We start from the raw sequence: 11458 nt of genomic DNA, 5'->3' as shown, positions 1-11458 counted from the left end.
ACAAACCCGTTCGTGGTCGCCAACCGCGCTTGTATCTCAACTAAATCATCCTTATTACGCCCCCAATCATGTCGAACCACGACGATGTCAATCCGTTTGCTCGCCCTTCGGCCTCTAGTAAAACCATCCATATCAAGTACAAGACATCGATCATTGTTTGGATCTTCTTGGGCCTATTGATTGCCGTGATCACATTTGGCGTTATGGCGAGCGTCGTGATCAGTTAAGATCACGGCCACCATGCGGGGTCCGTCAATGCAAGATGGACGCGTCTTCAATCGAAACCGAGTGATGGCTTGCCGTCTCGAGAAACAATTCATCGACATGCACACGATTCGACTTCGTTACCCTTGGACCAAACAACAACACTCCGACTCGGCGGAGGCGACGCGGGTCAATGTCCCTGAGCGAGACGAGGACGTGGATGCGACGGAATCACCTCGGCCGACCACCTACACTCGTAATTTCAATCGCCCTACGGGAATCGAATCGAACGATCGAGTGTGGCTGCGAGTTACAAGTTGGCAAGGCAAACTCGCGTCGCTACGTATCAACGCCATACCGCAACCGATTGGAACTCCGCCGCTGGAAATTGAGCTTTCCGATCAATGGTCGCTGCACAACAAGATCGAGATTCAACTAGATCCCGTTGACGGTCACCCGGTTCGGCTCGATGGCGAGGTGACGCTTGAGATCGACGCGGGCGACGAAACGAAAGCGTGACAGCAACGCGGTCACCGTGACTCGACGGTATGCACAATCACCACGTTGTGAGCCTTTTGAACCACGCCGCTGCCGGTAACAAACACGATTTGGTCACCCGTTTTCAGATCGGCGTGTTCGCGGCCCCAACCGCAAATCTCGTCGATAAACTCAGGCGTGTGCTGCAGATGCGACGACAGGATCGGTTTGATCCCCCATAGCAGATTCATCCGCCGCAGCGTGTCATGGGAGTCACTCGCCCCGAGCGTTGGGATGCGGCTGCGGCTTTTGCTTTTCACCCACGCCGTGCCTCCGCTATGGGTGCCGATCACAATTAGCTTAGCCTGAATCGCCTCGGCAATATTGGTCGCAGCGATGGTCACGGCGGTCGTAATCGGCGAAACGCGAGAGTTGGGGATCGGCTCGGAAATCGGGTTGGCCAACATTTCACGTTCGGTGCACAGCATGATCCGGTTCATCATTTGGACCGACTCAACGGGATGCTCACCAATGGCCGTTTCACCGCTAAGCATACATGCATCGGCTCCATCGAGAATCGCATTGGCGACGTCGCTGACTTCGGCGCGGGTCGGACGACTGCTGCTGTGCATCGATTCGAGCATCTGAGTGGCCACAATCACGGGCTTCATTTTTTCTTTACAAACACGAATGATTCGTTTCTGGGCCACCGGTGTTTCCGCAACATCGATCTCCACTCCAAGATCACCTCGTGCCACCATGACGCCATCGGCCGCCTCGACAATTGCCTCGAGCTGATCTAACGCCTCGGGCTTTTCGATTTTTGCGATCACCATCGCGTTGGACTCGTGGCTGGCCAGCAAATCTTTGAGGGATTGCACGTCTTCAGCCGAACGCACAAACGAAAGACCGACGAAGTCGATATTGTTTTGAGCAGCCCAAATCGCATTGTCGACATCCTGGCGCCGCATCGCCGAGACGGACAACTTTACACCTGGCAAATTGATCCCCTGACGACTGCGAACCGTTCCACCGGCGGTCACACGGCACTGAGCATGGCTCTCGGTGACTTTTTCGACCTGCAGGGCCACCAATCCATCAGCCAACATCACACGATCGCCGGGAGAAAGCTCATCGATCAATCGCGCATACGAACTCGTTAACTCGTGCGAGTCCGAAGCCGATTCACCGCGAACGAAGCTCAGCGTCGCTCCGAGCTCGCACACCAATGGATCCTCGACCAGTTGCCCGAGTCGAATTTTAGGTCCCGCTAAATCCAACAGCACGCCGGCCTCAAATCCACTCTGCTTGGATGCCGCACGAATGTTCGCGAGCGTCGATTCATGTTCGTGACGAGAACCATGCGCCGTATTGATGCGGAACACGTCCGCGCCGGCCTGAATCAATGCCGCTAACTGCTCGACCGATGCACAAGCGGGGCCGACGGTGGCCACAATTTTGGTACAGGATTCTTTAAGCGAGGGTCTAGACATACAATCTTTCCTAACCGATGGTGTGGTTGGCCTTTCCTTCCGCGGCGATCGATCCGTTGACCGATCGATCACGTCCGTCGTCCCGCAGTTGAATCTAAGATCTTGCGGGATGAAAAAGTAGGGCAGGCAACTGCGTCCTGATCGAATCGTGTCGTTTCCTTTGCTTTTTGCTTACCCTCTCTCGCAATCCAGGATACCCGAACTACGTGAACATGACGGACCGATCGCTGGTGGTATTGGTAACAGGAGGCTCAAGTGGCTTGGGGCTCGTGATCGCAAAAACCTTTCTTGACGCTGGTTTCCGAGTGGTGATTGCGGGGCGCGACTCATCTCGCCTTGACGCAGCAAAAGCGTCGCTGGCCCACGATTCGTATGTTGCTACCGCTTGCTGCGATGTGACGGAAAAACAGGGAGCCGACAAGGCGATCCAGACGGCGATCTCGCATTTCAGCCGACTTGATGTGCTGGTGAACTGCGTCGGAACGAGCGATCGAGGACTCGTCGAGAATTTGACGCTCGAGCGGCTCGATGAACTGATCCGCCAGAATGTGCACACCGCCCTGCTCTGTTCGGTCGCAGCGATCCCCTTCCTTGAAATCGAAGGGGGCGCAATCGTCAACATTGGTTCGCTGGCCTCGAAAGTCGGCGCCCGTTATTTGGGCGGCTACGTTGCGGCAAAGCATGCACTCGCGGGGCTGACGCAACAGATGCGGCTCGAGTTAAAACCACGCGGGATCCATGTGGGGTTGGTCAACCCAGGACCGATACGACGCGATGACGCAGGATCGCGTTACCAATCGCATGTCCAGCACGACCCCAACGTGCCCGCGGCGGCAGCCAAACCGGGCGGCGGAACAACGATCAAAGGCTTGCCACCGGAGACCGTAGCCGCGGCGGTGTTGCGATGTGCCCGTGATCGACGGCCCGATATGGTGTTGCCACGCTACTTGCGATTGCTGATCGCGGTGGGACATATCTCGCCACGCCTGGGCGATTGGCTGTTATTGAAGTTCACTTCATCCAAAGGATAAAGTGGATTTCAATTTCAAGAAGACGATCTTGATGACGCTAGGTTGACGCAGCACGCTCAAACTTTTTGTGACGTCTGCTGCCGTTTTGCCCAGGCGGCCGCGCCCATCGCACCGGCGTCATCCCCCAGCGTCGCGGCGACGACGTCAAAGGTATCTTTGTAAACAGGCATGACGTGGTCGCGGGCCGATTTCTTGACCGTTTTGACGATCAGCTCTTCCATCGCTTCGACCATACCGCCGCCCAAAACGATCTTGTCGGGCGACAAGAGGTGAACGACGTTGGCGACCGCGATTCCGATACTGCAGGCCGCCTCTTCGACGAGTTTGCGAACGACGTCGTCTCCCTTGGCAATCGCATCGGCGAGAGCCCCGCTGCGAATTTCGCTCAGATCAGTCCCGGCAATTTTTAGCAAGTTCGGAGCTTCGCCACGAAAGGCCGCCTTTGCCGCTTCGGCTGCGATCGTCAACCGGCTCGCCTCGGCTTCGAGCGTCCCTGAGATCGCGGAACCGGTCGCACGCGTGTCGGAGGAAATTCGTGTGTGTCCGATTTCCATGCAAGAGAAATTGGCGCCTTGCAGGATTTTGTCTTCATAAACACAGCCGCCGCCCACTCCGGTCCCTGGAAAAATCCCGACGACACAGCGAGCTTTTTGCGCGACCCCAAATTGGTACTCGCCATACACACCGGCATCGACATCGTTCAGGACGGTCACTTCACAGTTAAACCGCTTCTTCAGAAAGCCAGCGACATCCACATCGTCCCACCCCAAATTGGGAGTGGTCAAAATGCGTCCTTTGGCGAGATCGATGGGGCCGGGACATCCGATCCCAATCCCCGCAATTTGTGCATTGGTCAGATCGTTTTCGCTCAGCAATCGATCGATCGTCGATGCAATTCGTTCGATGCCGCTGTCGGCCCCATCACGCCCACGCGTTTTTCGCCGACGACGCCCAAGCAGATTCCACTTTTCGTCGTAGGCAATCGCCAACATCTTCGTGCCACCCAAGTCGAAGCCAATCCAGATATTTTTTTCAGACGAAGTCATGGATGTTTCAACTAAACACGAGGAATCGAATTTCGATTGGCAATACGAAAAAAACGTGAAATCTCAGTACAAAATAAGAGCGAAACTTGCTTTTACAATCAACCCGCCTTCGGTTGGACGTCGCCAGTTTCGGAGCTCCGCACCTTTAATGCTTTGATTGCTGCCATAGCACTCATCGTGAACGATCTGCTACCAAGTCCTCCATTGCACGCCAACGCGACAATCACGGTGAATTTCCCGGCTACTGCCGCGACACTTAGACGATCGGTTTGTAGAATTCGGGCGACTTCTTTTCCTCTTGAGAGATCTAATGAAATTTCGCTTTCCCGTTCTGATCATTGACGAAGACTTTCGCTCTGAAAACACTTCCGGTCTCGGCATCCGCGCGCTGGCTGAGGCGATGGAGGGCGAAGGTGCCGAGGTGATCGGAGCGACCAGCTATGGTGACCTGTCACAATTTGCCCAACAACAATCCCGTGCTTCGGCGTTCATTCTGTCGATTGATGACGAAGAATTTTTGACGCCTGATACCGAACAGTCCGCGATTGCCAATCTTCGCGATTTCATTCAAGAGATCCGATTCAAGAACAACGACATTCCGATCTTTTTGTATGGTGAGACGCGAACCTCGAGCCATATCCCGAACGACATCCTGCGAGAACTGCATGGATTTATTCATATGTTCGAGGACACGCCGGAGTTTGTCGCCCGGCACATTCTTCGCGAAGCACGTTCGTACACCGATGGTCTCGCGCCGCCGTTTTTCCGCGCTCTGGTGGATTACGCCAACGATGGATCGTATTCGTGGCATTGCCCCGGTCACTCTGGTGGTGTCGCCTTTCTAAAAAGTCCGGTAGGCCAAATGTTTCACCAATTTTTTGGTGAGAACATGCTTCGTGCGGACGTCTGTAATGCCGTCGAAGAATTGGGCCAGCTGCTCGATCACACAGGTCCCGTGGCTGCATCGGAGCACAACGCGGCGCGGATTTTCAACGCAGACCATTGCTTCTTTGTTACCAACGGGACGTCGACGTCCAACAAGATGGTTTGGCACTCGACGGTCGCCTCAGGCGACATCGTGGTTGTCGACCGCAATTGCCATAAATCGATTCTGCACGCGATCATCATGACCGGTGCGGTCCCGGTTTTCTTAACGCCCACTCGCAACAACCTCGGTTTGATCGGGCCCATCCCGCTGGATGAATTCCGTCCGGAAAACATCCAAAAGAAGATCGACGCAAACCCGTTTGCTCGTGAAGCTCAGGCCAAACATCCCGATCGCAAGCCTCGAATTTTGACGATCACGCAGAGCACTTATGACGGGGTGGTCTACAACGTCGAGATGCTCAAGGAACTGCTTGATGGTCGTATCGACACATTGCATTTTGACGAAGCTTGGTTGCCGCATGCTGCGTTCCATCATTTCTATCGCAACATGCATGCGTTGGGACGCGACCGTCCCCGCTGCAAGGAAGCGATGATGTTTGCCACCCATTCGACTCACAAATTGTTGGCCGGTATCTCGCAAGCGTCTCAAATCTTGGTCAAAGAATCTGAGACACAGAAACTTGATCGGCACATTTTTAACGAAGCCTACTTGATGCATTCATCCACGTCGCCTCAATACGCGATTATCGCTTCGTGCGATGTTGCGGCCGCGATGATGGAACCGCCTGGCGGAACCGCGTTGGTCGAAGAATCGATTGCGGAAGCGTTGAATTTCCGCCGCGCAATGCGCAAGGTCGACGCCGAGTGGGGTGATGATTGGTGGTTCCAAGTTTGGGGGCCAGATGAAATCGTCGACGATGGCATCGGCGTTCAAGAAGATTGGATCTTGCATCCCGACGACAATTGGCACGGCTTTGGTAATCTTGCCGCCGGTTTCAATATGCTCGACCCGATCAAGGCGACCGTGGTCACCCCGGGACTGAGCGTCAATGGCGAGTTTGCCGAGACGGGAATCCCCGCTTCGATCGTCACACGTTACTTGGCCGAACACGGCGTGGTTGTGGAAAAGACAGGGCTGTATTCATTCTTCATCATGTTCACGATCGGGATCACCAAAGGACGCTGGAACACGCTGTTAAGCGCGTTGCAACAGTTCAAGGATGACTATGATAAGAACTTGCCGATGTGGAAGATTTTGCCCGAATTTTGCCAGGCCTTTCCAAGTTACGAGCAGACCGGGCTAAAGAATCTTTGTCAACAAATCCATGACGCCTACAAATCGCATGACATCGCTCGAGTGACCACGGAAATGTATTTGTCGCCGATGCAACCCGCGATGAAGCCATCCGACGCGTACGCGATGATGACGCACCGAGAAATCGATCGCGTGGAAATCGACGAGCTCGAGGGCCGCGCCACCGCCGTGCTGTTGACGCCGTATCCGCCTGGCATTCCGCTGCTGATTCCAGGCGAACGATTCAACGAGACGATTGTGCAATACTTGCAGTTCGCTCGCGAATTCAACAACAAACTCCCTGGATTCCATACCGATATCCATGGATTAGTCGAAGAAAATGTGGGTGGGACACGCAAGTACTACGTGGATTGTGTACGGTAGCGGGTTAAGAAAAATGCGTTCCCCTCCCCCGCGACAGCAGAAAATCCCCGAATGACCGAATCAGCGGAAACACGCGGTGCAAATGCACCGCGTTTGACAGTGGATCCACCGACACGATTGTTTGCCATTATCCGCTGTATCGGCCCGGGGTTAATCGTCGCCGGTTCGATCGTCGGCAGCGGAGAATTGATCGCGACGACCAAAACCGGTGCCGAAGCCGGCTTCAGTCTGCTGTGGTTGATCATCCTCGGCTGCGTGGTCAAAGTCTTTGCTCAAATCGAATTTGGTCGCTACGCGATCGTCAGCGGCAAGACGACGCTGCGAGCGCTCGATGAAGTGCCGGGGCCACGCATCCGTGGCCGAGGCAATTGGCTGGTTTGGTATTGGGTGCTGATGTGGATCGCCAGCATCAGTCAACTTGGCGGTATCGTCGGCGGGGTGGGACAATCGCTCGCGATCAGCTTGCCATTGACCGAGCGAGGAGCGGATTACAACGAAATCGCGGACGCCGAGACGCTGCTGCAGTTCCAGCGATACGCACCGGATGACGTTGCCGTCGATGTCTCGGCTGCCGAGCAACAGATCGCAACAAGCAAGCAAACGTACCGTGAACGACACCAAGACACGACTCGCGATGGGATTTCGGCTCCGAACGATGCTGCAATCTGGGCGGTCGTCGTCGCGATTCTTACCAGCGTGGTGCTGTGGGTTGGCCGCTACGGATTGATTCAGTCGCTTTCGACGATCCTGGTCGCCTCCTTCACCTTGCTGACGATCACCAACCTGTTCTTCTTGCAAGACCAACCCGATTTCCGAGTCAGTCTTTCTGAATTCTTCAGCGGGCTTCAGTTCCATCTGCCTGCTTCGCAGGGCGAAAACGCTAGCACCACGGCTCGTCCAATCGGGACCGCATTGGCCACGTTTGGAATCATCGGCGTGGGGGCGGCCGAGCTTGTTGTTTACCCCTATTGGTGCTTAGAAAAAGGCTATGCACGCTTTGTGGGCCGCGACGATGGATCGCCTGAATGGCTGCAACGCGCGGCCGGTTGGATGCGGGTGATGCGAGTGGACGCTTGGGGAGCGATGATCGTGTACACCTTTGCCACGGTCATCTTCTATCTGCTGGGTGCGGCGATCTTACACCGCGTGGGCTTGAACCCAGAGAAGGACAACATGGTTCGCACATTGGCGGTGATGTTTGTTCCGGTGTTTTCACAGTGGGCGTCGGCAGTCTTTTTGTTTGGCGCGTTCGCGGTGCTCTACTCGACCTTCTTTGTCGCCAATGCCAGCCATGCACGAACGTTTTCAGACGCGATGTGCGTCGTTGGATTGATCGGCGACGACCCGCAAACACGTGAAAAATGGATCCGCTGGCTCAGCGGCGCGTTCCCGCTATTGTGTCTGCTGATTTACCTGGCATTCCCGGCGCCTGCACAATTGGTATTACTAAGCGGTGTGGCGCAAGGCGTGATGCTGCCGATGTTGGCAGCCGCGGCTTTGTATTTTCGTTACCATCGCTCTCGAGCGGAACTGACCCCTGGAGTCCTTTGGGACATCATGCTGTGGCTTTCCGCCGCGGCGATGTTGGTCACAGGCGCATGGACGGTCGCTGAAAAATTCCTTGGCTAATTCCTTGACAAACGAATCTCCTGACCCGGCATCGCAACCGCTGCCGGCACGAACATCCGAAGCCGCGTTGTATGACGTTGCCAAGGATCTAGCGGGCACTCGCATCCTCAGCACGTCGATTGGTCGCGGCCAAGCGGCGCGTTGGTTGTACCGAGATCGCAGCGACGCACAGATTACCTTGTGGTATCTCGATCAATTCCAGCAGCGACTCGCGATCGCCGACCACGCTGCGGATCTCAACGCGTCGCCATCGCCGGCATCGCCAGATCCCCCGCACTCACTATCGATCATCTGCGAGACGGACCTGCCTGAGGACGAAGTGGATCTCGCGCTAATCCCCTGCTCGGTGCGTGGCGAAGCCGAACTGCAACGTGACCTGCTGCAGCAAGCGTACACGCGTCTCGTCATTGGTGGTCGGCTTGTGACCAGCGTCGACAACGTCAACGACCGCTGGCTACACGATCAATTGAAGCCGTTCGGCGCGAAGATCAGCGTCCGTCCCAGCGACGATGCCGTGGTCTATGTACTTCGTAAAGACAGCGAATTGAAACGCCAACGAAGTTTTGAGTGTGAGTTCACGTACCGGTTTCGTGGGCAAACGATCTCGGCGATCACGCGACCGGGTGTCTTTTCACATCGCCGGCTCGATGCGGGCGCCAAAGCGTTGATGGACGCCGTCACGATCGAATCCGGTCAACGGCTGATCGATATCGGCTGTGGCTGTGGATCGGTAGCGATGGCATTGGCAATGCAAGCCGACGGGGTTCATGCCTTGGCGATCGACAGCAACGCCCGGGCGATTGAGTGCACGCGGCGGGGGGCCCAAAAGAATGCGCTAGCGGATTTGGATGCCCAATTGACCTGTGATGGAGATTGTCAGACGCCGGCCAGCTATGATATAGCCGTGGGCAACCCGCCTTATTTCGCTAATTTCCAAATCGCGCGTCTGTTCGTCGACGCGGCCAAGCGAGCCCTGCGGCCCGGCGGACACCTGTACCTCGTGACCAAACAGCCCGAGTGGTACGAGGAAAATCTGGTGACCGAGTGGCACGATATCCGCGTCATCGCTGGCAAACAGTACGCCGTGGTCGAAGCCTGGAAATAGTTTTTCCAGAAATTTCCGTCGGCTGCGAAATAATCTGCAGGACCTGCGCATCTTCTATAGCGTAACGACGGCCCAATGAGCACGAAGACTCCTGAAAACGCCCAACCCGAGGACTCTGACGAAGCGTGGCGAAGGGTTTTTCTGGAATCCGAATCGACGCTCCGCGTCTTCATGCGCCGCCGACTCGCTCAGGAAGCCGACGTCGAAGATTGTTTGCAAACCGTTTTTATCAAATCCGTCCAACAGGGCGACAAGGTTCCCTTGGTCGCTCGTCGAGCGTGGTTATTTCGGGTTGCAGCCAATGAATGTGCGCGACATTGGCGAGACCGATCCACGACCACGCGAGTCCTTGAAAAACAGGCGACTTACGAATCGTGCAACCACCACGATGATCACCTGCAGCGGCTCGTTGCTGCCGAAACCGCCGAACAACTCCAGCAATCGATTCAAAATTTGCCTGACCATTGGCAAGCCATCCTACAACTCCGAATCAACGAAAACCTTACTTTCCAACAGATCGCCGACCAACTCCAAATCCCGCTAGGAACCGCGTTGACGCAAATGAGACGAGCACTCGAGCGACTTCGCGAAGATTTGCAAACGCAAGAAGACGACGCGAGCGAAATGGAACAAGGCAAAAGACAATGAACGAACTTTCAAGCGAATCCTGGCGAGAACAATGCCTGCTGTATTTGCTGGGGGAATTACCTGCCGAGCAACAGCCCGAATTTGAGCGGCGACTGGGCGAAGCAGAATGGTTTGGCGACGAATTGGCCAAAACCGCAGAGACGCTTTCCGTTGTCGCCGAAGCGACCACGGTGGCTGCCCCCGCTACGACGCATGCGACCTTGTTGCCGCAGTGCGACGGCAGCCCCCAGATAAAATCGCCCTTGGGCGTTTCACGATTGGCAATGTTGGCGGTCGGCTTGGCTGCATCGGTGCTAATCGCCGTCGTCGTAGGGAAACAAACGAAGGATCCAGCGGACGGAATCGCTCCGGTTTCACCGGCCTTCACCGAAGCGACGCTGGTAGCGCAAGCGTGGGCTCAATCCGTATCGGTTTTGCAATTGGACGAAGCAAGTTTGTCGGAAGATGCGATGAACGACCTCGCCCTGGACGGCACCGACGATTTATTCACAAGCGAAAGCGAATTGGACTGGGACGACTCGGCATTTGCCTGGATCGTAGCCGCAATCGACGACGGAGACCAAATTGATGGTTGATTATTCGCAGCGACCCAGGCTGACGCTGGTGGCCGTCTTATTGATTAACTTTGCAGTTTCCAGTGTGGTTTGGGCCGCCGATTCGGGTACCAAACCGAAACTCGACCGTTCCAATCAGGCAACCGAAATCGACCCGACGCTGGAAACCATCGCAATCGCGTTGGTCAACAGCCAGTTGCCTGAGTTGGAACCGCTGTTGGATCGTCTGAAAGCCAACGAACCGGCACAGTACCACGCCGCCATACGCGATCTAGCGAGATCGGCCAAGCGGCTAGAAGCGGCCAAGAACCGTGCCCCCGAGCTGTATGAAATCGAATCCAAGCTGCTGCAGGTACAAATGCACGTCAAAATGCTTGCAGCCAAACTGAAAGTATGGGATCGGCAATCCGATCGTGATGCGCTTCGCGAAGCGGTGGCGACGTTAATCCAAATGGAAATGAAACGTGCCGAGGCCGAAATCCGCTACACGCAACAGCGAATCGAACGTACGCAGCGTCAATTAGCGGCCGCCCAGGACCGACTCGAAACGAAGCAACAAAACTTCGACAACCAGCTCGAGAAGACGTACCAACAACTGTTGCGTAGTGCGGGTCGCAGCAAAGAGAAAAAGAAAGACGCAAAGTAAACGAGGCGGCTTTCTCCGCGAAAAGTATCCCCTTCCCCTTCATTCCCCATCCTTGGTCC

General features: G+C 55.5%; 11 protein-coding genes. 9 read left to right on the top strand and 2 right to left on the bottom strand.

Going from position 1 to position 11458, the window contains the following annotated elements:
* The first annotated feature begins 68 nt into the window (after positions 1–68).
* Positions 69–227 carry a hypothetical protein gene (locus ABEA92_RS08330; RefSeq protein ID WP_345683360.1) on the top strand — a complete coding sequence of 53 codons (159 nt, stop codon included), beginning with the start codon at positions 69–71 and terminating at the stop codon, positions 225–227.
* Positions 228–291: 64 nt separating this feature from the next.
* Entirely contained in the window at positions 292–723 is a 432-nt protein-coding gene (locus ABEA92_RS08325; protein WP_345683359.1) for a hypothetical protein, read from the top strand.
* Positions 724–734: 11 nt separating this feature from the next.
* Here the strand turns inward: ABEA92_RS08325 and pyk are convergent, their stop codons facing one another.
* Positions 735–2174, bottom strand: a complete 1440-nt coding sequence (gene pyk, locus ABEA92_RS08320; protein WP_345683358.1) for a pyruvate kinase — start codon at positions 2172–2174, stop codon at positions 735–737.
* A 212-nt stretch (positions 2175–2386) separates the two neighbouring features.
* Here pyk and ABEA92_RS08315 point away from each other — a divergent pair, with 212 nt between their 5' ends.
* Complete coding sequence (locus ABEA92_RS08315) at positions 2387–3205, top strand: SDR family NAD(P)-dependent oxidoreductase (RefSeq protein WP_345683357.1); 819 nt, start codon at positions 2387–2389, stop codon at positions 3203–3205.
* Between the two features lie 56 nt (positions 3206–3261).
* Here the strand turns inward: ABEA92_RS08315 and ABEA92_RS08310 are convergent, their stop codons facing one another.
* Entirely contained in the window at positions 3262–4251 is a 990-nt protein-coding gene (locus ABEA92_RS08310) for an ROK family protein (protein ID WP_345683356.1), read from the bottom strand.
* A 310-nt stretch (positions 4252–4561) separates the two neighbouring features.
* On the opposite strand from ABEA92_RS08310, the gene ABEA92_RS08305 reads away from it, so the two are divergent.
* From ABEA92_RS08305 to ABEA92_RS08280, 6 genes are all read left to right on the top strand, one after another.
* Complete coding sequence (locus ABEA92_RS08305; protein WP_345683355.1) at positions 4562–6817, top strand: Orn/Lys/Arg family decarboxylase; 2256 nt, start codon at positions 4562–4564, stop codon at positions 6815–6817.
* 51 nt (positions 6818–6868) lie between these two features.
* Positions 6869–8446, top strand: coding sequence for an Nramp family divalent metal transporter (locus tag ABEA92_RS08300; RefSeq protein WP_345683354.1), 1578 nt, complete (start codon positions 6869–6871; stop codon positions 8444–8446).
* A gap of 4 nt (positions 8447–8450) precedes the next feature.
* Complete coding sequence (locus tag ABEA92_RS08295; RefSeq protein ID WP_345683353.1) at positions 8451–9551, top strand: class I SAM-dependent methyltransferase; 1101 nt, start codon at positions 8451–8453, stop codon at positions 9549–9551.
* A gap of 75 nt (positions 9552–9626) precedes the next feature.
* Positions 9627–10199 (top strand): RNA polymerase sigma factor, encoded by a 573-nt coding sequence (locus ABEA92_RS08290; RefSeq protein WP_345683352.1) that lies wholly within the window; start codon positions 9627–9629, stop codon positions 10197–10199.
* Positions 10196–10774, top strand: a complete 579-nt coding sequence (locus ABEA92_RS08285) for a hypothetical protein (RefSeq protein WP_345683351.1) — start codon at positions 10196–10198, stop codon at positions 10772–10774. The genes ABEA92_RS08290 and ABEA92_RS08285 overlap by 4 nt, the downstream gene beginning before the upstream one ends.
* A complete protein-coding gene (locus tag ABEA92_RS08280) occupies positions 10767–11399 on the top strand; it encodes a hypothetical protein (protein ID WP_345683350.1) in 633 nt (210 codons plus the stop codon). Before ABEA92_RS08285 ends, ABEA92_RS08280 begins: the two co-directional genes overlap by 8 nt.
* Positions 11400–11458 lie beyond the last annotated feature (59 nt).

Source organism: Novipirellula caenicola, from assembly GCF_039545035.1.
GTDB lineage: Bacteria > Planctomycetota > Planctomycetia > Pirellulales > Pirellulaceae > Novipirellula > Novipirellula caenicola.
Note: the sequence above shows the minus strand (reverse complement) of the source record. Positions and strands in the feature narration are given on the sequence as shown.

What these genes read in the sequence shown, in the direction of transcription:
- ABEA92_RS08330 (WP_345683360.1), top strand. Translation starts at nt 69, where the DNA reads ATGTCGAACCACGACGATGTCAATCCGTTTGCTCGCCCTTCGGCCTCT.
- ABEA92_RS08325 (WP_345683359.1), top strand. Translation starts at nt 292, where the DNA reads ATGGCTTGCCGTCTCGAGAAACAATTCATCGACATGCACACGATTCGA.
- pyk (WP_345683358.1), bottom strand. Translation starts at nt 2,174, where the DNA reads ATGTCTAGACCCTCGCTTAAAGAATCCTGTACCAAAATTGTGGCCACC.
- ABEA92_RS08315 (WP_345683357.1), top strand. Translation starts at nt 2,387, where the DNA reads ATGACGGACCGATCGCTGGTGGTATTGGTAACAGGAGGCTCAAGTGGC.
- ABEA92_RS08310 (WP_345683356.1), bottom strand. Translation starts at nt 4,251, where the DNA reads ATGACTTCGTCTGAAAAAAATATCTGGATTGGCTTCGACTTGGGTGGC.
- ABEA92_RS08305 (WP_345683355.1), top strand. Translation starts at nt 4,562, where the DNA reads ATGAAATTTCGCTTTCCCGTTCTGATCATTGACGAAGACTTTCGCTCT.
- ABEA92_RS08300 (WP_345683354.1), top strand. Translation starts at nt 6,869, where the DNA reads ATGACCGAATCAGCGGAAACACGCGGTGCAAATGCACCGCGTTTGACA.
- ABEA92_RS08290 (WP_345683352.1), top strand. Translation starts at nt 9,627, where the DNA reads ATGAGCACGAAGACTCCTGAAAACGCCCAACCCGAGGACTCTGACGAA.
- ABEA92_RS08285 (WP_345683351.1), top strand. Translation starts at nt 10,196, where the DNA reads ATGAACGAACTTTCAAGCGAATCCTGGCGAGAACAATGCCTGCTGTAT.
- ABEA92_RS08280 (WP_345683350.1), top strand. Translation starts at nt 10,767, where the DNA reads ATGGTTGATTATTCGCAGCGACCCAGGCTGACGCTGGTGGCCGTCTTA.